Origin of the sequence: Bacillus salacetis (genome assembly GCF_003581585.1) — a bacterium.
Lineage (GTDB): Bacteria > Bacillota > Bacilli > Bacillales > Bacillaceae_B > Rossellomorea > Rossellomorea salacetis.
In genome coordinates this window covers 91,761-113,758 of sequence record NZ_QXIR01000013.1, presented here as the reverse complement: position 1 = coordinate 113,758, position 21,998 = coordinate 91,761, and the positions used below count along the sequence as shown (strand labels likewise).

Genomic DNA, 21,998 nt, shown 5'->3' with positions numbered 1-21,998 from the left:
TTATGGATCTTTTCATAAAATTTGTTGCTATTCAATACAAATTTCAAAATAAAATCCTGGTAAATTGTTGTAATAACCCCGGTGATCAGCAAGAAAAGAGCTGCTCTTTCTTTTTCGAGAGTAAAACCTTCGAATACAGGGGAAAGTCCGGCACCTGGGATTTTTTCCGAAAGCATCAATATATGCGAAAACAGCCTTTTCAATAGTTTAATCCATTAAAGCACTAAGAGGGACAGTCCCTTTTAGTGCTTTAATGGATTAAACAGCTGCCCCTTTTCTCTTCAAATAAAGTCATATTCTATTATTCCCTGAATACATTTTAATAACAAATGGCATGTACCAAAGACATAAGAATTGTTAACAGTTAATTGAGGAGGAGGGAATATGGAAGAGATCCTATCAATCGTTCCATCAACTATCGCCGCAAAAATCGTTGCAATGCCACCCCATATCCAGCCGCTGATTGAAGAAATAAGAATCAGGATTGACAGGCCGCTGGAGGTGACAGCCAGGGGCATACCGTATTTTCTTCCTTATATCGTGACTAGGAAAGATGGTGAGCAGCTGATCAATAAGTTAGCGAACCATTCGTTTTATACATTGGAAGAGGAATTAAAAAGAGGATATATCACTATTGAAGGCGGACACCGGGTAGGTCTCGCCGGAAAAGTGATATTGGATGGAGGGAAGGTTAAGGCGATCAGGCATCTTGCGTCTTTCAATATCAGGGTTGCAAGAGAAGCGGTCGGAATCGCCGAACCTTTAGCCCCGCTCCTGTATGACAGCAGGTGGAAACACACCATGATAATCGGAGCACCGCAAACAGGGAAGACGACTATGTTAAGGGACATAGCACGAATGGTCTCCACCGGGATTCCAGATGAAAAGATAGAGCCATACAAAGTAGGGATTGTTGATGAACGGTCAGAGATAGCCGGATGTGTCCATGGGGTTCCTCAGCTGGGATTCGGACCGCGGGTGGATGTGCTGGATGCTTGTCCGAAGGCGGAAGGGATGATGATGCTCATCCGGTCCATGAGTCCCGATATCATCGTTGTAGATGAAATTGGGCGCAAGGAAGATGGCCAGGCCATGCTGGAAGCAGTGAATGCTGGAATCACCCTGGTTATGACAACTCACGGTAACACGCTTGAAGAGGTCTCAAAGCGTCCTTATCTTAAAGAAATCATAGAAATGAATGTGATAGAGCGTTTTATTGAATTGTCCAGAGAAGAGAATCCGGGGATGGTCAGGGATATCAAAAATCAAGCGGGGGAGTCACTGCTGGGAAAAGTGAGTGTGACATAAATGATAAAGATCATCGGTGCGGTATTTATCATCCTATCAACCTCTTGGGCAGGGTTTGAAGCTTCAAGGTATCTGAGCGAAAGGCCGCGGCAATTGAGGATACTAAAATCGGCTCTGCAATCATTGGAAGCAGAGATCATGTATGGACATACCCCTCTGCACGAAGCTGCGCGTAAGCTGTCCCAGCAGCTTCAGCGACCGGTCGGCTGGTTCTTCGAGGTGTTTTCTAAAAAGATCACTACTGAAGAAACGACTGTAAGCGAGGCCTGGGAGGCAAGCCTTAAAGAAGTATGGAAAATGACCGCCTTAAAGTCGAGTGAATACGAAATTCTTGCCCAATTCGGTGAAAGCCTAGGAAAGCATGACCGATTAACCCAGCAAAAACATATTCTGCTGACACTGACTCATTTGGAACGGGAAGAAGCAGAGGCATTGGAAAAGCAAAGGAGATATGAAAAAATGACGAAAAGTTTAGGGTTTCTCTCAGGCCTGCTTCTCATCATTTTATTGCTGTAATGATCAGGAGGGGAAAAGATGGGAATGGAAGTCGATATTATTTTCAAAATAGCGGGTGTAGGTATAGTGGTAGCGTTCCTTCACACCATACTGGACCAGGTTGGGAAGAAGGAGTATGCCCAGTGGGTTACACTTTTCGGATTCATATACATTCTGTTTATGGTTGCTTCGATTGTTGATGACTTATTCCAGAAGATAAAATCAGTGTTTCTCTTCCAAGGGTGAGGGGGGATCAGCCATTGAAATCATACAAGTAGTCGGAGTTGCCTTAGTATCCACTTTCCTCGCATTGATCATTAAAGAGCAAAAACCCAATTTTGCTTTCTTGCTCGTTGTATTCGTTGGCTGCGCCATTTTCTTGTTTCTGGTAGATCAGATTTACGAAATCATTCGAATGATTGAAAAACTGGCTGCCAACGCCAATATCAACATGATTTATGTGGAAACAATCCTGAAAATAATCGGGATTGCCTATATAGCTGAATTCGCGTCGCATATCACAAAAGATGCGGGCCAGGGTGCCTTGGCTGCAAAGGTGGAATTGGCAGGGAAGGTTCTAATTTTAGCAATGGCAGTGCCGATCCTGACTGTCATCATTGAAACAATCATCAATATGATACCGAATGGATAGGGATTCTGCTGCCGATAGAGGTGAAAAGATGCGTCGATTATTTTTAATTATATGTTGTACTCTATTTTATCTAATTCTCGGAACGGCCGCCGTTCAAGCAGAAGGGGAAGACGCAGAACAGGACACTCCAGTGGGAGAAAAACTGCTTGAAGATCAACTGGAAAGATTGGAAATAGACGAACTGAAGATTTATTGGGAAGATGTGCTGACCCAATATGGAGGATTCTTGCCTGAGAGCCAGAAAGGGAGCTTGGTCGATTTTATAAAAGGGGACAAGCAGTTCTCCTTTAAGGCATGGTTTTCTGGAATTTTTCATTTTGCCTTCCAGGAATTGATTACGAATGGAAAGCTCCTTGGCACCTTGATATTGCTGACGATATTCAGCATGTTCCTGCAATCTCTGCAAAACTCATTTGAAGGAGGGAATGTGAGCAAGGTTGCCTATGCCATTGTCTTTATGGTACTGATCATCATTGCCCTTAATAGTTTTCATGTTGCGATTGAATATACAAAAGAGGCGATTGGGACGATGATTAACTTTATCCTTGCCTTGATTCCCCTGCTTCTGGCACTCATTGCATCATCAGGAGGAATGGTTTCCGCCGCCTTTTTTCATCCGGTCATTATCTTCCTGATGAATACAAGCGGATTGCTTATCCAAAATATAGTTCTTCCATTGTTGTTCCTTTCTGCCTTGCTCAGTATCGTCAGCGCCATGTCGCCCCAATACAAGGTCACACAGCTCGCCAATCTGTTAAGGAACTGGAGTATCGGACTGCTCGGCATCTTCATGACTGTGTTTCTGGGGGTTATATCGGTGCAGGGTGCCACTGCAGCAGTGACTGATGGCATAACGGTAAGAACAGCAAAGTTTGTCACCGGAAATTTTGTGCCTGTTATCGGCAGGATGTTCACGGATGCAGCAGACACAGTCATTAGTGCATCGGTCCTTCTCAAGAACACGGTCGGGATAGCAGGTGTAGCGATCCTTTTGATGATTGCCGCATTCCCTGCAATGAAAATCCTGATGATTGCACTTATCTACAAACTGGCAGCAGCTTTGCTCCAGCCATTGGGTGGAGGACCGGTCATCACATGCCTGGATACGATCAGCAAGAGCGTCATCTATGTATTTGCTGCCCTTGCGATTGTTTCGTTTATGTTCTTTCTCAGCATTACGATCATGATAGCTGCTGGGAATATCACTTTAATGGTGAGATAAGGAGGGGGAAGATGTCATTTTTAACGGAATGGGTAACCAATATCATCGTTTTCATTTTGCTTGCCAGTGTGATTGATATGCTTCTCCCAAGTTCCAACATGCAGAAATATACAAAAATCGTTACAGGGCTGCTTCTGATTACGATAATCCTGACCCCGATCTTAAAATTATTTGCCACTGATTTTGAAGAAGCTCTTGCAGAAATCGATTTTGAGGGTACTGTCCAAACAGCTTCAGTAGAAAATTCGGTAGAAATGAAGAAAAAAGAAATACAAGCCTCACAACGTGCATATATTTTAGAACAGATGGCTGTCCAAATGAAAGATGATGTAGAAAAGGAGATGATCGAACAATATGGTTTAACAGTACAGCATATCGAGCTGGACGCGGAAGACCTTGATAAGCTGCCCGAGAGCATCTTATCTGTGTCAATTCATTTGGATACCTCCAAAGAAGAAACAGTCACTGCAGTGAAACCAGTAGAAATCGATACGAGCGAAAATATCCCTGTCATGAAAGAAAGCAATCATGAGATAACTAATATGCTTTCGGAAAAATGGGATATACCAGAGGACAAACTAGTGATCACGATCGAAGGAGGTGCAGGAAAAAGAAATGAAATTTGATAAAGGTCCTCTAAAAGCCTTGCAGCAGCTCTTAATGAAAGATTCAGATGAGACAGCGGCGCCTGGGAAAAAGCCGGGTAAGTTCCACTATTTTTTGATCGTCCTTCTGTTTGGTGTGGCCTTCATGCTCATCAGTGACATGTGGGGAGGCACGGACCGGGAGGCAGCGATGGTCATGAAAACTGAAAGCGATCCGGATCAGGAAGAGGTTCCTGCTTTTGGAAATAAAGATTCCAAAGATTCCATAATGAAAGATTATGAGGACCGGTACGAAAATCAGTTGAAGGAAGCACTTGAACAAATAGCAGGAGTGAGTGATCCAACCATTGTCGTCAACGTGGAATCCACAGAGCGGAAAGTATATGAGAAAAACAATTCCATGCAAACCCAGGTGACCAAGGAAACTGACCGGGAAGGGGGGAACCGTTCAATCGAAGACCAATCTTCGGATGAGCAGCTCGTCATCATCAGAAAGGGTGAAGAAGAGGTCCCTATTATTCTCGAAACGAAAAAACCTAAAATCAGCGGCGTTCTTGTAGTAGCAAAGGGTGCTGATAATATACAAGTGAAAAAATGGATCATTGAATCTGTTACGCGTGCACTGGATGTTCCCAGCCATCGTGTAGCGGTCATGCCTAAAAATTAAGGGGGAAATGAAATATGTTATTGAAAAAGCAAACTGTATGGTTATTGACTATGTTGAGCCTTGTGATCGTTTTATCTGTGTATTACATCACTTCACCTTCACAGCAGGCAGCAGATATGGCAAATGTAGATGAGAACAGCCCGGCACAAGGTGAGGAAGCTTCGAAAGAAACATCCAAGGGTGAAGAAACGGCTGCTGACGGTGAAGTGGATATTGTGACGGAAGCCGCAGGAGACGAAGTATTTGAAACACTTCGTATGGAATTTTTAGACCAGCGATCCAAGAGCAGAGAAGATTTGGAAACCAAATTGGCCTCAGCTGACCTTTCTATAGAGGAAAAAAATGAAGCAATCGAACAAATGGATCAGCTTAAAGAGCTTGCCACAACTGAAACAGTGCTTGAAACGATGATCAAGACAATGGGCTACGAAGATGCATTGGTCAGAGCGGATGGTGAGCAGGTACGTGTTACTGTTAAAGCAAAAGAACATTCCACCGCAGAGGCAAACAAAATCATCCGCCTGGTAACAGATGAAATTGGCTCCATGCAAAAAGTAGCCGTCCAGTTCCAGCCGGCAAACTGATAAATGAACAGCCTGCAGCTTTTAGAGCTGCAGGCTTTTTTGTGTGGAATGCCACCCCTGTGAATAAGTAAAAAACAAGGAATGGACCAAAAAAGCAGCGGTGCCAAAAAAATCAGATCTAATAAACAGCTCACCAACAACTGCGCAGTCACGACCGCTGCCAACTAGTCAATACTGACCAAACAGCCCCCAATAGAGTCAACCAACCTAATGTTTTGAAAAAATCCAAAAGAAGCTTACAATAGAAACAGGGCCAACTATTAAATACAGCCGGACATGAAAGATTAGTTTCATTCTCATATTGAATTCTTACAAGGTCTTATCGTATGATATTAGTAGCTAGTCCTAATTTTGATTAATTACTCTAAGGGGTGTCATTATGTTAAAGATTCAAGAAATACGCGAGTTGATTAAACTTGTTGATCAATCAAGCATTGATGAGTTTTCATATGAACTTGATGGTTCTAAAATCAAAATGAAAAAGAATAAGGCTGTTACGTATGTAGAAGAAAAAGCAGCAATCCAAAATAACGAAGTACATAAAGCGGAAGAAGTAGTGTCAGCGCCGGCTGCCCAAGCGCCTGTGCAGTCTCCTAAAGCAACGGAAGCTCCTGCCGGGGAAACAGCGCCGGCTGCATCGGCATCAGATGAAAACCTCCATAAGATTGTCTCGCCGATGGTTGGTACATTCTATCAATCGCCATCTCCGGATGCAGGTGCCTATGTAAAGCCGGGAAGCAAAGTCAGCGAAGATTCCGTTGTATGCATCGTCGAGGCAATGAAGCTATTCAATGAAATCGAAGCAGAAGTGAAAGGCGAAATTGTAGAAATCCTAGTAAAAGATGGACAATTGGTAGAATACGGTCAGCCGTTATTCCTGGTTAAGCCTGAATAAGGAGCGATCAATATGATAAAAAAGCTGTTAGTCGCAAATAGAGGAGAAATAGCCGTACGTGTGATCCGTGCATGCCGCGAAATGGGAATAGAAAGTGTCGCCGTTTATTCCGAGGCCGACAAGGAAGCGCTTCATGTACAATTAGCTGATGAGGCTTATTGTATCGGCCCTACAGCAAGTAAGGACAGTTATTTGAATTTCACCAATATTATCAGTGTTGCAAAGCTCACGGATTGTGATGCAATCCATCCTGGGTATGGATTCCTCGCTGAAAATGCCGATTTTGCAGAGCTGTGCCGTGAGTGCAATATCACGTTTGTCGGCCCTTCGCCTGAAGCCATTTCGAAGATGGGTACGAAAGATGTGGCGAGAGAGACAATGAGAGAAGCGGGAGTGCCGATCGTCCCCGGCTCCAAAGGAATCGTGAAGGATGCAGAAGAAGCGGTTTCGTTGGCAGAGGATATCGGGTATCCCGTCATCATCAAAGCAACCGCCGGCGGGGGAGGAAAAGGGATCCGCGTGGCAAAGACCGAACAGGACCTTATCAAAGGTGTGAATATCACCCAGCAGGAGGCTGCGACGGCTTTCGGCAATCCAGGTGTCTATATTGAGAAATTCATCGAGGATTTCCGTCATGTTGAGATTCAGGTTCTTGGAGACAACTTTGGGAATGTCATTCATCTTGGCGAAAGGGATTGTACAATTCAAAGACGTCTTCAGAAACTGATTGAAGAGACTCCATCACCTGCGCTTGATGGCGAAACAAGGGAACAGATGGGGCAGGCAGCAGTAAAAGCTGCACAAGCTGTGGATTATTCAGGTGCAGGAACGGTGGAATTCATCTTTGATCATGTCAACAATAAATTTTATTTCATGGAGATGAATACCCGAATCCAGGTTGAGCATCCTGTTACCGAACAAGTGACAGGGGTTGACCTCATCAAGGAACAGATCAAGGTGGCTTCCGGTGAAAAGCTTTCGTTGAAGCAGGAAGATATCGAATTCAACGGATGGTCAATGGAATGCCGTATCAATGCTGAAAACCCGGAAAAGAACTTTATGCCTTCCGCAGGGAAGATTGACTTATACCTGCCGCCTGGAGGGCTTGGAGTAAGGGTTGATTCCGCTGCGTATCCGGGATATGTGATTCCTCCTTACTATGATTCCATGATCGCCAAGCTGATAACGTACGGTGCGACAAGGGAGGAAGCAATTGCCAGGATGAAGCGGGCATTAAGTGAGTTCGTCATTGAAGGTGTCCACACAACCATCCCGTTCCATCTGAAGGTGCTTGATCACGAAACATTCGTAAGCGGCGATTTCAACACGAAATTCCTGGAATTGCATGAGGTAATGAAGTCCTGATGAAAGCTGTGTTATAATAAAAATATGGTAAAGGCGAAATCAGTGGAGGTGTACATTCATGGCTGAAAATCAAAACCAAAACCAAGCCCTGCTTCAAATGTCACATGGGAAAGACGGTTTAGGTAAAATTGAAATAGCACCCGAGGTAATTGAAGTGATTGCAGGCATTGCAGCTTCCGAGGTGGAAGGCGTTGCCCAAATGCGCGGTAATTTTGCCAGCGGTGTTGTGGAACGACTGGGCAAAAAGAATCATGGTAAGGGAGTCAAAGTCGAACTTGCAGAGGAAGGCATCCAAGTTGATGTTTACTGCATCATGCAGTTCGGAGTTTCAATTCCAAGTACCGCTCAGAAGATCCAGGATAACATCAGACAAGCGCTTCTTAACATGACAGCTCTGGAAGCGGATGAAGTCAACATCCATGTCGTTGGAGTACAATTTGAGAACCAGAAGAATGAACAGGAGCTCGAGGAAGAGCAGTAAAGCTCCATACTTTAAAAGCAAAAACCAAGGGCCCGTGCCTTTGGTTTTTTGTTTGTATGGCCGAATATTTGAGGGATGGCTTATATTGATTTACTAATCATTGCCGCCATAGTCTCTTTCGTCGAATGGAACCGATTGTCACCGGGTATTGTAAGTTCAGCATGCAGGCAGGCTTCGGCAGGAATCCCGGCGGATGTCCAGCTTGACCGAGTGAAAATCAAGCGGCACAGTTTTTTTTGGCGGTGTATACGCAGTCGTGAAATTTTCTGAATAGAGGATTAATTGGTGTTTACGTGCTTTCATAGGCTCAGTTATGCTATTATCATTGATATGATGAAATCAGATGAGATTAAAGGAGTACAAAGTAATGAAAAGACGTACAGCGCGTGAAAAGGCTTTACAAGCGTTATTTCAGATGGATATGTCCGGAATGACTGCCGATGAGGCATTGACAAATGTATACGAAGATGCACCTTCTGACGAATATCTTGAAGCCCTTGTCAAAGGTGCGGCAGTATATAAAGAAAAGATTGACGGATTGATCAAGGAAAACCTTGAAAAATGGTCATTTGACCGGCTCGCGAAAGTGGATAGGAATATCCTGCGGGTTGCTGTATATGAATTGCTGGAGATTGATGACGTGCCTAACAAAGTGGTCATCAATGAAGCCATTGAAATTGCCAAGGCATACGGTGATGACCAGTCAGGGAAATTCATCAACGGTGTGCTTTCCAAAGTGAATTCAATGATTGAAGAACAGTGAGTAAGGGGGAGTTATATGCCCGCGAAATTGATCGATGGAAAGAAGATTGCCCATTTTTATAGAAATTCCATTGCAGAAGAAGTGAAACAATTAAAACAAGAAGGTGTAGTCCCCGGTCTGGCTGTCATCCAGGCAGGTGAAAATCCAGCATCACAAACGTATGTGAGGATGAAGCGAAAGACCTGCGAAGAGATGGGGATCTACTCTGTGTTAATTGAGTATGATGATAATGTTAGTGAGAAGGAACTGCTGGGAAAGATTGACCAGCTGAATCAGGATCCTTCCATTCACGGGATTCTTGTCCAACTGCCGCTGCCTGAAGGAATTCAGACTGAAAACGTGATTGATCAGATATCCCCGGATAAAGATGTCGATGGATTCCATCCTGTCAATATTGGCAGGATGATGATAGGAAAAGATGCCTTCCTGCCTTGTACCCCATTTGGGATCTTGAAGATGCTGGAATATGAAAACATTCAGCTCGGAGGCAGACATGCGGTGGTGGTAGGGCGCAGCAATATAGTCGGAAAGCCGGCAGGGCAGCTTCTCCTGAGGGAAAACGCCACAGTGACCTATTGCCATTCTAAAACGGAAAATCTGTCATCTTACACAAAGGATGCGGATATTTTGATTTCAGCTGCTGGAAGAGCCAAGTTCATTCACGGGAACGATATCAAGCCGGGTGCTGTTGTCATCGATGTGGGGATGAACAGAGATGAAGATGGTAAGCTCTGCGGTGATATCGATTTTGAGAGTGCCTTGGATATAGCCGGCTACATTACCCCCGTACCTGGAGGCGTAGGTCCAATGACAATAACCATGCTTATGTTCAATACTGTGAAAAGTGCCAGAAGAAGTCTTCTGGAAGCATAAAGAATCTTATCGGGACATCCTGTCGGTTTTTTTGTTAAAATAATAATGATCCTTAACTAAAGGCTGCATTCCATCCAAAGGAAGCAGCTTTTTGTTAAGGATTATACATAGGAAATCCACATCAGTATGGAAACACATACCCGGACAGAGGGGAGATGCATAACCAATGGAAGACCCTCAATACCTGACAATCCAGGCGTTGACAAAATACATAAAACGAAAATTTGATAAAGATCCGCATCTTTCGGGGATCTATGTCAAAGGGGAGATCTCTAACTTCAAAAGACACTCAAGCGGCCACATGTACTTTACTCTTAAAGATGAAAGAGCAAGGATTTTGGCTGTCATGTTTTCTTCTGCCAATGCTTCAATGAAGTTCAATCCTGAAAATGGAATGAAAGTATTGGTCAGGGGCGATATTTCTGTTTACGAGGCCGGGGGCCAATATCAGATGTACGTAAAAGAAATGCAGCCAGATGGGATTGGAGACCTCTTCCTTGCTTTTCAACAGTTGAAAGAAAAGCTTGAAAAGAAGGGTCTTTTTGATGAAGCGAGGAAAAAGCCGATCCCGAGATTCCCGCGGAAAATCGGGGTGATCACTTCTCCGACAGGTGCTGCGGTAAGGGATATCATCACAACGATCGAACGCAGATATCCTGTTGGCGAGATCTTGATCTATCCTGCATTGGTGCAAGGGGAACGTGCTGCCAGGTCAATTGCCGATTGTATTAAGAAAGCGAATGAAAATAAAGAGATCGATGTATTGATTTCAGGCCGTGGCGGAGGATCAATAGAAGAACTGTGGGCTTTCAATGAGGAGACAGTGGTCATCGCAATTGCCAATTCAACGATCCCGGTTATATCTGCCGTCGGACATGAAACGGATTTTACGATCGCCGACTTTGTTGCAGATATGAGGGCGCCCACTCCGACTGCAGCTGCAGAGCTGGCTGTTCCCCACATTGATGAGCTCCTGGAAAGGGTTCTGAGCCGGAAAATCCTGCTTATCAGAGGGATGAAGTCACGGTTGGAAAGCGAAAGGGCCAGGCTGAAGAATATCGGATCCTCAATTGTGTTCAGGAACCCCCGCAAATTGTATGAACAGAAGATCGAAGCGATCGACCGCCTGACAGATAAACTCAACCGTGCACAGCAGCTGAGAATGGACAGTCAGGCTGATAAATTGGGACATCTGGCTTCCGGCTTGAAAAGGGTCCATCCCGGGAGGCTTTGGAAGCAAAAAAATGAGCAGCATGATCGTTTGGCTAAAGAATTACAAATCAATTTCACCAACATTTTAAAGCATAAGCAGAACGAATTCGGAAGGGCCATATCCACGCTGGAGGCATTGAGCCCGTTAAAGATCATGGATAGGGGATACAGCCTTGTTTATTCCCATAATGATAAACTGGTCAAAACAAGAAGTACGGTGGCAGAAGGGGAAAAAATAACCGTACACCTGCAGGATGGAAAACTGCATTGCCATGTTGATACTATTGAGGAGGGTGATAAGTGATGGCTGAAAAGAGAAAAATGTCATTTGAAGAAGCAATGGAAAACCTTGAAAAGATTGTTCAGCGCCTTGAGGAAGGAGAAGTTCCATTGGAGGAGGCTTTGGATCAATACCAAAAGGGAGTGGAATTGTCCAAATACTGTCATGACACGTTAAAACATGCAGAAAAACAAATGACGAAATTGATGACTGATGAAGGAGAAAAAGAATTCGCTTTGTCTGAGGAGGAGAATTCGTGACAGCTATAACGCTTGAAGGGTTTACCGGAACATATAAAGAGCTGGTTGAAAGCAAGCTGGATGAACTGATGCAAAGACTGGATGCCCCCGTAACGGTGAAAGAAGCAATGGACTATTCCCTGAAAGCCGGAGGCAAAAGGATCCGTCCTATTCTCCTCCTCGCGACTCTGCAAGCCTTTAGAAAAGATCCGAGAATCGGTCTGGATGCTGCTGCAGCCCTTGAAATGATTCATACATATTCCCTTATCCATGATGATCTTCCGAGCATGGATGATGATGACCTCAGGCGTGGGAAACCGACCAATCATAAAGTGTTTGGTGAAGCAGCAGCAATCCTGGCAGGAGACGGCCTCCTCACATACAGCTTTGAAGTGCTTGCCGGCACCAAGGGCATTCCTGCCGAAAAGAGGCTCCAGTTGATTTCATTGTTAGCAAAAGCGGCCGGCCCTGAAGGAATGGTCGGCGGCCAGGCTGCAGACATGGAAGGCGAAAACAAATCCCTATCGGTGGAAGAGCTTGAATACATCCACAGAAACAAGACCGGCCGGCTGCTTGCATATAGTGTGATGGCAGGCGCCATTCTTGCAGATGCAGGAGAACAGCAGATCCGGCTGCTGAAAGACTATGCTTTCCATATCGGGCTTGCTTTCCAAATTCAGGACGATATCCTGGATGTAGAAGGAAGCGAAGAGAAAATCGGTAAGCCTGTCGGCAGTGATATCAATAAATTCAAGAGCACCTATCCGGCGATTTTGACTCTTGAAGGCGCAAAGGAAAAGCTCAGGTTTCATTTGGAGAAAAGCAAGGAAGCACTGGCTGAATCGGATATAGGTAACGGCCTCCTTTTCCAAATTGCTGATTTGATTGCATCAAGGGATCATTAATCTGCCTATTTGAGAAATTGTTTAATTTATGCTACAATGAAGATAATTGAATAGGGATGGTGCAGTATTCTAGTCAAGCTACCAGTTCCGAAGGTGGGCCTAAAAATCCACTAAAGGGCACATCGATGAAGTTCCTTGTTTCGGCTTGAGGCGCCCAGCCTTGGGTCGAAGCTGGGAGTAAGGTGCAAGGGCGATCCACAATGGCATGTGGGCGTTGACCCTTGCACCGCGGAGGTTCCGTCCAGGCCGGCATTATGCATGAGCAATCAGGACGGAGTATAGACCTGCAATGCGGCAGCAACCGCTAGCAGCGTAGCCTGCCTTGAGTGAAGTGAGAGGGGATTATGGTTACAAGGTACACATCAGTTGGCCATTGATATGTACTTTTTCGCCCATATGAAATCCACTTTGCAAAAGAGGCTAAGAACCTGGTTAAAGATTGTTGAGGAAAACTCCTAGACTGTTCCGTTTGTGACATATATTGAGGATTATGGTGCGGACTAAGTGGTAATCCAGTCTAACTGCTGGTGACACAGTTAAGTCGGGTTTAAAGGGAAACCGCCGGTATGGCGACATCCGGTACCTGATTGGGAAAACCTACTGGACCTAAGCTGCAATTTTTACTTAATGTATGACCATCCCTTCTACATATGACGAACTCAGACGTATTCAATAACATAGATTCTTAATTAAGAAACGGTGTGTAACTGCCTTTATGAAGGACGTAATGAAAAACTCAATAAAATGGAGTATTAGCATTGCCGTTATCACGTTTGTGTTAGCGGCTCTTTTTTCAATCTTTTCTAATTTGATATTAAACGAAGTTACCTGGGTGATCGGCCTGATCGTAGTGCTTATCATTGTTTTCATAGGTATCTTTTTTGATATGCTTGGGATAGCTGCCACGGCTGCCGATGAAACCCCTTTCCATGCTATGGCCGCCAAAAAGGTGTATGGTGCCCGGCAGTCCATCAAAATCGTTCGTAATGCGGACCGATTTGCCAGCTTTTGTAATGATGTGATCGGTGACATTTCCGGCATCATAAGCGGTGCTGCAGCAGCCATAGTGCTCATCGGGCTGACGCTTGATCTGCAGATCAATAGCGGTTCGCCAGTGGAATATTCCCTCAATGTTCTTCTGACAAGCTTGATTGCTGCCTTGACGGTAGGCGGAAAAGCCCTTGGTAAGACATTGGCTATACAATACTCCAAGGATATTATCTTTCAAGTAGGAAAAGTGTTACAATTTGTTGAGGATAAATTTCATATCAGCATCATTAAAGACAAAAGAGATAAAAAAGACAAACAGCGAAAAAAACGTGAAAATTGAAACCAAACATTTAGTTATGAAAGTTGGTGAACTGGATGGATCTGTTATCAATTAAAGACCCTTCCTTTCTAAAGTCGTTATCACAGCAAGAGCTTGAAGAGTTGAGCGGTGATATAAGAAAATTCCTGATAGAGACCTTATCAAAAACCGGCGGTCATATCGGCCCCAATCTGGGAGTGGTGGAGCTAACGATTGCCCTTCATAAATGTTTTGACAGTCCAAAAGACAAAATCCTCTGGGATGTCGGGCATCAGTCTTATGTCCACAAAATCCTGACAGGGCGTGCGGGTCAATTCGGCACCCTCAGGCAGTATAAGGGCTTATGCGGTTTCCCGAAGATGGTGGAAAGTGAACATGACGTTTGGGAAACAGGCCACAGCTCCACTTCATTATCTGCTGCAATGGGAATGGCCATTGCAAGGGATGTAAAGAAAGAAGATTCTTTCATTATCCCGGTAATCGGGGATGGTGCGTTGACAGGGGGCATGGCACTTGAAGCTTTGAACCATATCGGTCATGAACAAAAAGATATGATCGTCGTCTTGAATGATAACGAAATGTCCATAGCCCCTAATGTAGGAGCCCTTCATAATGTGCTGGGAAGGCTGCGTACGGCAGGGAAATATCAGTGGGTGAAGGATGAATTGGAATATATCCTGAAAAAAATTCCAGCTGTAGGCGGCAAGCTGACTGTCACTGCTGAGAGAGTCAAAGACAGTTTGAAGTACCTGTTTGTATCCGGGATGTTTTTCGAGGAAATGGGTTTTACTTACCTCGGCCCTATTGACGGCCATGATTACAATGACCTTTTTGATAATATTCAATATGCTAAAAAAACGGAAGGTCCAGTGATCTTGCATGTGATCACCAAGAAAGGAAAGGGCTTTCAACCCGCTGAGACAGACACCAAAGGAACATGGCATGGTACCGGCCCCTACAAGATGGATTCAGGTGATTTGATCAAACCTGTAAATGCCCCTCCGGCGTGGAGCAGCTTAGTAAGTGAAACGGTCCGCAGGCTGGCAAGGGAGGATGAGCGGATTGTGGCCATCACTCCGGCTATGCCGGTAGGCTCGAAACTGGAAGGATTTGCAAGTGAGTTCCCTGACCGCATGTTTGATGTGGGGATTGCAGAGCAGCATGCTGCGACGGTTTCTGCAGGTCTTGCGACTCAGGGAATGAAACCTTTCCTTGCCATCTATTCAACTTTCCTGCAGAGAGCTTACGATCAGGTCCTGCATGATATTTGCCGGCAGAATCTTAATGTTTTCATCGGTATCGACAGGGCTGGCCTTGTCGGTGCAGATGGAGAAACCCATCAAGGGGTCTTTGATATTTCCTTTATGCGCCACCTGCCTAATATGGTATTGATGATGCCGAAGGATGAAAATGAAGGGCAGCATATGGTCAATACAGCGATCAACTATGATGATGGTCCGATTGCCCTCAGGTTCCCAAGAGGAAACGGTTTGGGCGTAAAAATGGACAAGGATTTGAAGACTATACCAATTGGTGAATGGGAAGTATTAAGAGAAGGCAGCGATTCTGCAATCCTTACTTTCGGTACAACCATTCCGATGGCATTGGAAGCGGCAGAACAGCTTGAAAAACAAGGGATTTCCGTCAAGGTCGTTAATGCCCGTTTCATTAAGCCGCTGGATGAAAAGATGCTGTCAGGCATAATGGGTGAAAATATGCCGATTCTGACGATAGAAGAGGCTGTCCTTCAGGGAGGATTCGGCAGTGCGGTCCTTGAATTTGCCCATGATCATGGCTTTAATGATGTGACAATCGAACGTATTGGAATACCTGATAAATTCATTGAACATGGCAGCGTAAAAGAACTGCTGAAGGAAATCGGAATGACGACCGAGAATGTCGTAGATCGAATTCACTCCATGACACCAAAAAAACAAAAAAGGGCTTGAAGATGAAAGTAAAAAAACAACGATTAGACGTACTTCTTGTGGAACGTGGATTAGCGGAAACAAGAGAAAAAGCAAAACGGGCAGTCATGGCTGGGTTAGTGTACTCTAAGGAATCCAGGCTTGACAAACCCGGTGAAAAAGTCAACGAAGATATCCCGCTTACGGTGAAAGGAAATGTTCTTCCGTATGTAAGCAGAGGCGGGCTGAAGCTGGAAAAAGCCTTAAAACAGTTTGATCTAAGCGTCGAAGGAAAGACGATGATAGACATCGGATCCTCAACAGGAGGCTTTACAGATTGCGCCCTCCAAAATGGAGCGAAATTATCATACGCTCTTGATGTTGGATATAATCAGCTTGCCTGGAAGTTGAGGCAGGATGAAAGAGTTATCGTAATGGAAAGAACCAACTTCAGGTATGTAAAACCCGAGGATCTGGTTGCAGATATGCCTGGCTTTGCGACAATCGATGTATCGTTCATTTCTCTTTCACTCATCCTGCCAGTACTTAGGACCCTTCTGGTTCCCGGCAGTGATGTGATTGCATTGATTAAACCGCAGTTTGAAGCGGGGAAAGAGCAAGTCGGTAGAAAAGGGATAGTCAAAGATCCAAAAGTCCACTTGGCAGTCATCGAAAAGATTGTCAGCCTGGCTATTCGTGAAGGATATGACGTAAGAGATCTTTCTTATTCCCCGATTACAGGCGGAGAAGGAAACATCGAATTTCTTATTCATCTTTTGTGGGAAGGCGAGAAAGAAGCAGGCGTCAACCACATGACTTATCCTATACAATCGATTGTAGACGAAGCCCAAAATGAATTTAAGGCAAAGTAGAAAGAATAAACGACTCGTTTATTCTTTTTCTTTTGGCAGCAGACAAAGAAGGGCAGATTGGACAAGGAGATTTATTGCAGTTGGTTTATTGACCCATCCGGGATGGCACAGCAAATCGGCGGGTGCCCCCTTCTGGTGTAATTACGTTCTCACAATCGGGTCCCTTTTTGTTACAGTATTGAATACTTTTTTCATTCGCATACAGCACGGCATTATGTCACCTGAATGGGAAAACCTGTTACGGATTGTTTTTTATTGTGATAATAATACAAATAAGCTAACATGAATATAGAAGTATAAATATACAGCAGTTTAACAAGTAAGAGGTGTGTGGGAGTTATGATGAATAAAGGGCAAAGGTTAATCAAAATCAGGGAACTTATTTCCAACAATGATATAGAAACGCAGGATGAACTTGTTGACCGATTGAAAAACGCGAATTTCAACGTCACTCAAGCCACGGTATCCCGGGACATTAAGGAACTTCATCTGGTGAAGGTCCCGCTGATGGACGGCCGTTATAAATACAGCCTGCCTGCAGACCAGAGGTTCAATCCGCTTCAGAAATTGAAAAGGACATTGACGGATGCATTTGTAAAGGTTGATACTGCAGGGCATATGCTGGTGATGAAAACTCTGCCGGGCAATGCAAATGCTATTGGCGCATTGATCGATCATCTTGACTGGGAAGAAATTCTTGGTACCATCTGCGGTGATGATACCTGCTTGATCATTTGCAAGACAGAACAGGATACAGTAAAAATTTCGCAGCAATTTCTAGATATGCTCTAATTGAGGTGAAAAAGTATTGTTACAGGAACTTTCGATTAAAAACTTTGCAATCATTGATGAACTGACCATATCCATTGAAGAGGGACTTACTGTTTTGACTGGTGAAACAGGTGCCGGTAAATCCATCATTATAGATGCAGTCCATCTGCTGGTCGGCGGCAGGGGCTCCTCAGAATTTGTAAGGCATGGTGAGAAAAAGGCTGAAATTGAAGGATTGTTTACATTAGAAGATGAAAACCATCCTTGTTATAAAAAAGCAGCGGAGTTCGGGATTGATGTTGAAGAAGGGATGATCGTGCTAAGAAGGGATATCTCCAGCCAGGGGAAAAGTGTCTGCCGCATAAACGGAAAGCTTGTGACGATTGCGATTCTCAGGGAGCTGGGTTCCACCCTGATAGACATTCATGGCCAGCATGAACATCAGGAACTGATGAATGAAACACTTCATCTCACTTTGCTGGATCAATTTGCTTCGAAAGAACTGAAATCTTCTCTTTTGAATTATAAAGAAGTCTTTAAGGAATTCGAGACCGTACAAAGCCGATTAAGGAAATATAATGAAAATGAGCAGGAGATGGCCCACAGGCTTGACCTGATCCAATTTCAACTTTCAGAGATTGAAAAAGCGGCACTTGTGCCGGGGGAAGATGAGGCGCTATTAGAAGAAAAGAATAAATTGATGAATTTTGAAAGACTGTTTGATTCCCTTCAAAACTGTTACACAAGCATCCAAGGTGAAGGGCGCGGACTTGACTGGGCAGGATTAGCCATGAGCCATATCGAAGGTGCAGCGGGAGTGGATGATAAATACAACGGGCTGATGGAAACGATCTCCAATAGTTATTATTTACTCGAAGAGGCAGCTGGATCTGTTCGTGCTGAATTGGATGCGCTTGAATTTGAACCGGACAGGCTGAATATTATTGAAAGCCGACTGAATGAGATCAATACCTTGAAGAGGAAATACGGGAACTCAATTGAAGAAGTTCTGGAGTACAGCGCGCAGATAGAAGAGGAAATAGAAACCGTCTCAAATAAGGATACGCTGATCCATGATCTGGAGAAACGGCTTAAATCACTTGAGAAAGACTTGTACTTAGAAGCGGAGCAATTATCGGGCATACGTAAGAAGGCTGCCAAAAGGCTGACTGCCCGGATTCATGAACAATTGAAGGAACTCTACATGGATAAGACGACTTTTGAAGTGCGTTTTATTCAAGAGCCTTCAGAGACTCAGCCTTTTAAGTATAGAAAAGACGGTGCAGATCAGATAGAATTTTACATCTCCACAAACCCTGGCGAACCTCTGAAGCCCCTGTCCAAGGTGGCTTCCGGCGGAGAACTCTCGAGGGTCATGCTCGCCCTGAAAACCATCTTTTCCAAACATCAGGGAATCACCTCCATCATCTTTGATGAGGTCGATACAGGCGTCAGCGGCAGGGTAGCACAGTCCATTGCGGAAAAGATCTATCAGGTCTCAATCAATTCACAGGTAATGTGCATTTCACATCTGCCGCAAGTGGCTGCAATGGCAGACTCCCATCTATATATCGCCAAGAAATCAGCAGGCGGACGGACCAGTACATCTGTAACGTCCTTGAACCAAGAGGAAAAAATCCGGGAAATAGGCAGGATGATTTCAGGTGTTGAAATCACGGACCTTACCAGAGAACATGCAAAAGAACTGCTCGGCCTTGCTGAATCAATTAAAAGTAAATGAAACATGAAGCTCCACAACCATCCTGGTTATGGAGCTTTTTAATTTTGGTTCCTTTTCCATGGGGAAACAGGTATAAAATTGAACCAATAGTTTAAGTTTAAACTTACTATGGTTGATTTCTTAATTTCTATTCACCTTTGACAGTATTCCCACAGCTATCCAAAATGGGTAGCTTTTTTTCTTTATCTGAGGTTATAAATGTTCTGTATCAAGGCAAAATTAAAACTGTAGCCAAGAAGAAAGTGTGTGTGGATTAGAAGCGAGGAGAGTGAAAAAATGAATTCAGATTTATTGAGGAAACTGATTGGTGGAATTCTCCTTGTTTCACTTTGCTTCATAGGTTTTATGAAACCAGTACAAGAATATATACAATTACCAAACAATATAGTCATGATGCAGGGTGAAGAAGTTACTCTTCCGAAGGCTGCTTCAGTCTCAGCAATGGCAGGATCACATTCGAAACTTGCCTTGAGTGATACCAAGGATGCCTTAACCATCCAAGGTGACAATGTTGGGAGGGAAGAGGTCCTTCTGGAACTTTCCGGCGTCCCGATAAAAAAAGTTGACGTTGAAGTCATCAAAGACTTCAAGGTGATTCCAGGAGGTCAGTCTATTGGAGTAAAACTCAATACTTTGGGTGTGCTGGTGGTAGGTCACCATTTAGTGCAAACCGAAGGCGGCAAAGTATCCCCTGGTGAGAAGGCGGGAATACAAGTCGGAGATATGATCACAGAAATAAATGGGAAAAAGATTGAAAAGCTGGCAGATGTGGCCCCTTTTGTCCAAGAGGCAGGAGAAAATGCAGATGCTCTTGAAGTGGTCCTGAGAAGGGATAAAGAAAAGATTGAAACTGAGCTTCAGCCGATGAAAGACAGCAATGAAAATTCCTATAAGCTTGGCTTGTATATTCGTGATGCAGCAGCCGGTATAGGCACGATGACTTTTTATGATCCCGAGTCTAAGAAGTACGGAGCTCTTGGTCATGTCATTTCAGATATGGACACAAAGAAACCGATTGTAGTTGAAGATGGAGAGATTCTTCACAGCACGGTAACATCAATTGAGAAGGGCAGCAATGGTAAACCGGGGGAGAAGCTGGCCAGATTCACAGGTGAAAAAGATATCATCGGTGATATCACACGAAACAGCCCATTCGGTATTTTCGGAAAACTAAACAGGGACATCAAAAACGGCATGATGGATAAAGCCATGCCGATAACATTGTCGCACCAGGTTAAAGAAGGTCCCGCTCAAATCTTGACAGTTGTCGACGGGGAAGATGTAGAGCTTTATGATATAGAAATCGTAAGTACGGTCCCGCAGAAATTCCCTGCCACAAAAGGGATGGTCTTAAAGGTAACAGACCCTGATCTTTTAGAAAAAACCGGGGGGATTGTCCAGGGGATGAGCGGAAGCCCGATCATCCAGGACGGCAAATTGATCGGCGCAGTCACACACGTATTTGTTAATGATCCTACTTCGGGATACGGGGTCCATATTGAGTGGATGCTGAATGAAGCCGGGATAGATATTTATGAGGAAGAAAGAGAAAAAGCGAGCTGACAGACGGTTAATACCGTCTGTTTTTTTAATAGGACAGCGAGAGGAAACAAAACAATTTGCAGTTTGAAGAGGCTTTAAAGCAGCAAACCATAATAAGCTAGCCATGCGACATCTAGTTTAAAGTTCACCATTTCAGAACTTCCAATTGCCCCTGATTTTTTTGCCCTCAGATATCTGATAAAATGGGTTTGAAGATTTTTCGACAAACCAATAATGCTTTATCGAATCAGGTCGAAATTAAGAGAAAATAAGAGTAAATTAAAGAAAACATTTAATTTTTGAGTTTTTTTCGAAAAATAAAAGGATTTCTTATTGCTTTGTCGAAAATTTACTTTAGAATAAAAAATAGAGATTGGATCTGGATAATATCGGATTGAGGAGGAAAATTGTAGTGAATTCAATTAAAGTGTGTGTAGTAGATGACAATCGGGAATTAGTATCTTTACTGGAGGAATATATTTCATCCCAGAATGACATGGAGGTCGTCGGGGTAGCTCATAACGGTCAGGAATGCCTGGAACTTTTGGAGGAGGTCGAACCGGACGTTATTGTACTGGATATCATTATGCCTCATCTTGATGGTCTGGCTGTCCTTGAGAGGATCAGGGAACGTTCTGTCATGCCTAATGTCATTATGCTGACCGCATTTGGACAGGAAGATGTTACAAAGAAAGCTGTGGATTTGGGTGCTTCTTATTTCATATTGAAACCATTCGATATGGAAAACCTGGTAAGCCATATCCGTCAGGTAAGCGGAAAATCAAGCCCGGTATTCAAGAAATCTGGTTCTTCACGATCGATTGCAGAATCAAAGCCTAAGAACCTGGATGCCAGCATTACAAGCATCATCCATGAGATTGGCGTCCCTGCTCACATTAAAGGCTACCTTTATTTAAGAGAAGCCATTTCCATGGTCTATAAAGACATAGAACTGCTCGGATCCATTACCAAAGTCCTCTATCCTGATATTGCCAAAAAGTTCAATACGACGGCGAGCCGTGTAGAACGCGCCATCCGCCATGCGATCGAAGTCGCCTGGAGCCGGGGTAACATCGACTCTATTTCCAACTTGTTCGGTTATACAGTAAGCATGAGCAAAGCCAAGCCGACAAACAGCGAATTTATTGCAATGGTGGCCGATAAGCTCCGTCTGGAACATAAAGCTTCTTGAAAGAGTGAGGAATGACCGCACTTATTTTGCTCATCATTAGAAAGAAAAGGCCTGATAAATCTTTTGGTTTATCAGGTTTTTTTTCGTATTATAGGGTAGGAAGGTATAAATGTCTTTT

Annotated in this window: 23 protein-coding genes; all 23 read left to right on the top strand. The window is 44.0% G+C overall.

The genetic code is table 11. The features are described 5' to 3' along the window. Positions 1 to 384: 384 nt before the first annotated feature. The 23 genes from spoIIIAA to spo0A all read left to right on the top strand — a co-directional run bounded on the left by spoIIIAA (position 385) and on the right by spo0A (position 21,880). Entirely contained in the window at positions 385 to 1,308 is a 924-nt protein-coding gene (gene spoIIIAA, locus D3H55_RS11275; RefSeq protein ID WP_119547007.1) for a stage III sporulation protein AA, read from the top strand. After that, positions 1,309 to 1,824: a stage III sporulation protein SpoIIIAB gene (gene spoIIIAB, locus D3H55_RS11270; RefSeq protein ID WP_119547006.1), complete on the top strand. Its 516-nt coding sequence runs from the start codon at positions 1,309 to 1,311 to the stop codon at positions 1,822 to 1,824. 18 nt (positions 1,825 to 1,842) lie between these two features. Continuing rightward, the gene (gene spoIIIAC / locus D3H55_RS11265; RefSeq protein WP_119547005.1) at positions 1,843 to 2,049 is read left to right on the top strand and encodes a stage III sporulation protein AC; all 207 of its coding nucleotides are present in this window, start codon (positions 1,843 to 1,845) and stop codon (positions 2,047 to 2,049) included. A 13-nt stretch (positions 2,050 to 2,062) separates the two neighbouring features. Then, positions 2,063 to 2,455: a stage III sporulation protein AD gene (spoIIIAD, locus tag D3H55_RS11260; RefSeq protein ID WP_205685475.1), complete on the top strand. Its 393-nt coding sequence runs from the start codon at positions 2,063 to 2,065 to the stop codon at positions 2,453 to 2,455. 28 nt (positions 2,456 to 2,483) lie between these two features. Next, complete coding sequence (gene spoIIIAE / locus D3H55_RS11255; protein WP_168413049.1) at positions 2,484 to 3,677, top strand: stage III sporulation protein AE; 1,194 nt, start codon at positions 2,484 to 2,486, stop codon at positions 3,675 to 3,677. Positions 3,678 to 3,688: 11 nt separating this feature from the next. Continuing rightward, the gene (spoIIIAF, locus tag D3H55_RS11250) at positions 3,689 to 4,303 is read left to right on the top strand and encodes a stage III sporulation protein AF (RefSeq protein WP_119547002.1); all 615 of its coding nucleotides are present in this window, start codon (positions 3,689 to 3,691) and stop codon (positions 4,301 to 4,303) included. After that, positions 4,293 to 4,949: a stage III sporulation protein AG gene (gene spoIIIAG / locus D3H55_RS11245; RefSeq protein WP_119547001.1), complete on the top strand. Its 657-nt coding sequence runs from the start codon at positions 4,293 to 4,295 to the stop codon at positions 4,947 to 4,949. The genes spoIIIAF and spoIIIAG overlap by 11 nt, the downstream gene beginning before the upstream one ends. Before the next feature lie 14 nt (positions 4,950 to 4,963). Further along, complete coding sequence (locus tag D3H55_RS11240; protein ID WP_119547000.1) at positions 4,964 to 5,533, top strand: SpoIIIAH-like family protein; 570 nt, start codon at positions 4,964 to 4,966, stop codon at positions 5,531 to 5,533. A gap of 379 nt (positions 5,534 to 5,912) precedes the next feature. Next, the gene (gene accB, locus D3H55_RS11235; RefSeq protein ID WP_119546999.1) at positions 5,913 to 6,428 is read left to right on the top strand and encodes an acetyl-CoA carboxylase biotin carboxyl carrier protein; all 516 of its coding nucleotides are present in this window, start codon (positions 5,913 to 5,915) and stop codon (positions 6,426 to 6,428) included. A 12-nt stretch (positions 6,429 to 6,440) separates the two neighbouring features. Then, a complete protein-coding gene (accC, locus tag D3H55_RS11230; protein WP_119546998.1) occupies positions 6,441 to 7,793 on the top strand; it encodes an acetyl-CoA carboxylase biotin carboxylase subunit in 1,353 nt (450 codons plus the stop codon). A 58-nt stretch (positions 7,794 to 7,851) separates the two neighbouring features. Beyond that, complete coding sequence (locus tag D3H55_RS11225) at positions 7,852 to 8,274, top strand: Asp23/Gls24 family envelope stress response protein (protein WP_119546997.1); 423 nt, start codon at positions 7,852 to 7,854, stop codon at positions 8,272 to 8,274. Between the two features lie 367 nt (positions 8,275 to 8,641). Beyond that, positions 8,642 to 9,037, top strand: a complete 396-nt coding sequence (gene nusB, locus D3H55_RS11220; protein WP_119546996.1) for a transcription antitermination factor NusB — start codon at positions 8,642 to 8,644, stop codon at positions 9,035 to 9,037. A 15-nt stretch (positions 9,038 to 9,052) separates the two neighbouring features. Beyond that, the gene (gene folD / locus D3H55_RS11215) at positions 9,053 to 9,910 is read left to right on the top strand and encodes a bifunctional methylenetetrahydrofolate dehydrogenase/methenyltetrahydrofolate cyclohydrolase FolD (RefSeq protein WP_119546995.1); all 858 of its coding nucleotides are present in this window, start codon (positions 9,053 to 9,055) and stop codon (positions 9,908 to 9,910) included. Between the two features lie 166 nt (positions 9,911 to 10,076). After that, positions 10,077 to 11,426, top strand: a complete 1,350-nt coding sequence (xseA, locus tag D3H55_RS11210) for an exodeoxyribonuclease VII large subunit (protein WP_119546994.1) — start codon at positions 10,077 to 10,079, stop codon at positions 11,424 to 11,426. After that, positions 11,426 to 11,662, top strand: coding sequence for an exodeoxyribonuclease VII small subunit (xseB, locus tag D3H55_RS11205; RefSeq protein WP_119546993.1), 237 nt, complete (start codon positions 11,426 to 11,428; stop codon positions 11,660 to 11,662). The genes xseA and xseB overlap by 1 nt, the downstream gene beginning before the upstream one ends. Beyond that, entirely contained in the window at positions 11,659 to 12,546 is an 888-nt protein-coding gene (locus tag D3H55_RS11200; protein ID WP_276310231.1) for a polyprenyl synthetase family protein, read from the top strand. Before xseB ends, D3H55_RS11200 begins: the two co-directional genes overlap by 4 nt. 715 nt (positions 12,547 to 13,261) lie before the next feature. After that, complete coding sequence (locus D3H55_RS11195; protein WP_119546992.1) at positions 13,262 to 13,876, top strand: CNNM metal transporter family protein; 615 nt, start codon at positions 13,262 to 13,264, stop codon at positions 13,874 to 13,876. A gap of 35 nt (positions 13,877 to 13,911) precedes the next feature. Continuing rightward, positions 13,912 to 15,804, top strand: coding sequence for a 1-deoxy-D-xylulose-5-phosphate synthase (gene dxs, locus D3H55_RS11190; protein ID WP_119546991.1), 1,893 nt, complete (start codon positions 13,912 to 13,914; stop codon positions 15,802 to 15,804). 2 nt (positions 15,805 to 15,806) lie between these two features. Then, a complete protein-coding gene (locus D3H55_RS11185; protein WP_119546990.1) occupies positions 15,807 to 16,634 on the top strand; it encodes a TlyA family RNA methyltransferase in 828 nt (275 codons plus the stop codon). A 342-nt stretch (positions 16,635 to 16,976) separates the two neighbouring features. Beyond that, positions 16,977 to 17,426, top strand: coding sequence for a transcriptional regulator AhrC/ArgR (gene ahrC / locus D3H55_RS11180; protein ID WP_119547018.1), 450 nt, complete (start codon positions 16,977 to 16,979; stop codon positions 17,424 to 17,426). A gap of 16 nt (positions 17,427 to 17,442) precedes the next feature. Continuing rightward, positions 17,443 to 19,146 carry a DNA repair protein RecN gene (gene recN / locus D3H55_RS11175; RefSeq protein WP_119546989.1) on the top strand — a complete coding sequence of 568 codons (1,704 nt, stop codon included), beginning with the start codon at positions 17,443 to 17,445 and terminating at the stop codon, positions 19,144 to 19,146. Positions 19,147 to 19,422: 276 nt separating this feature from the next. After that, positions 19,423 to 20,709 (top strand): SpoIVB peptidase, encoded by a 1,287-nt coding sequence (spoIVB, locus tag D3H55_RS11170; protein ID WP_119546988.1) that lies wholly within the window; start codon positions 19,423 to 19,425, stop codon positions 20,707 to 20,709. Between the two features lie 391 nt (positions 20,710 to 21,100). Beyond that, positions 21,101 to 21,880 (top strand): sporulation transcription factor Spo0A, encoded by a 780-nt coding sequence (gene spo0A, locus D3H55_RS11165; protein ID WP_119546987.1) that lies wholly within the window; start codon positions 21,101 to 21,103, stop codon positions 21,878 to 21,880. Positions 21,881 to 21,998: the final 118 nt, after the last annotated feature.

Coding starts and splice junctions, on each gene's coding strand:
- spoIIIAA (WP_119547007.1), top strand. CDS start 385: ATGGAAGAGATCCTATCAATCGTTCCATCAACTATCGCCGCAAAAATC.
- spoIIIAB (WP_119547006.1), top strand. CDS start 1,309: ATGATAAAGATCATCGGTGCGGTATTTATCATCCTATCAACCTCTTGG.
- spoIIIAC (WP_119547005.1), top strand. CDS start 1,843: ATGGGAATGGAAGTCGATATTATTTTCAAAATAGCGGGTGTAGGTATA.
- spoIIIAE (WP_168413049.1), top strand. CDS start 2,484: ATGCGTCGATTATTTTTAATTATATGTTGTACTCTATTTTATCTAATT.
- spoIIIAF (WP_119547002.1), top strand. CDS start 3,689: ATGTCATTTTTAACGGAATGGGTAACCAATATCATCGTTTTCATTTTG.
- spoIIIAG (WP_119547001.1), top strand. CDS start 4,293: ATGAAATTTGATAAAGGTCCTCTAAAAGCCTTGCAGCAGCTCTTAATG.
- D3H55_RS11240 (WP_119547000.1), top strand. CDS start 4,964: ATGTTATTGAAAAAGCAAACTGTATGGTTATTGACTATGTTGAGCCTT.
- accB (WP_119546999.1), top strand. CDS start 5,913: ATGTTAAAGATTCAAGAAATACGCGAGTTGATTAAACTTGTTGATCAA.
- accC (WP_119546998.1), top strand. CDS start 6,441: ATGATAAAAAAGCTGTTAGTCGCAAATAGAGGAGAAATAGCCGTACGT.
- D3H55_RS11225 (WP_119546997.1), top strand. CDS start 7,852: ATGGCTGAAAATCAAAACCAAAACCAAGCCCTGCTTCAAATGTCACAT.
- nusB (WP_119546996.1), top strand. CDS start 8,642: ATGAAAAGACGTACAGCGCGTGAAAAGGCTTTACAAGCGTTATTTCAG.
- folD (WP_119546995.1), top strand. CDS start 9,053: ATGCCCGCGAAATTGATCGATGGAAAGAAGATTGCCCATTTTTATAGA.
- xseA (WP_119546994.1), top strand. CDS start 10,077: ATGGAAGACCCTCAATACCTGACAATCCAGGCGTTGACAAAATACATA.
- xseB (WP_119546993.1), top strand. CDS start 11,426: ATGGCTGAAAAGAGAAAAATGTCATTTGAAGAAGCAATGGAAAACCTT.
- D3H55_RS11195 (WP_119546992.1), top strand. CDS start 13,262: ATGAAGGACGTAATGAAAAACTCAATAAAATGGAGTATTAGCATTGCC.
- dxs (WP_119546991.1), top strand. CDS start 13,912: ATGGATCTGTTATCAATTAAAGACCCTTCCTTTCTAAAGTCGTTATCA.
- D3H55_RS11185 (WP_119546990.1), top strand. CDS start 15,807: ATGAAAGTAAAAAAACAACGATTAGACGTACTTCTTGTGGAACGTGGA.
- ahrC (WP_119547018.1), top strand. CDS start 16,977: ATGAATAAAGGGCAAAGGTTAATCAAAATCAGGGAACTTATTTCCAAC.
- spoIVB (WP_119546988.1), top strand. CDS start 19,423: ATGAATTCAGATTTATTGAGGAAACTGATTGGTGGAATTCTCCTTGTT.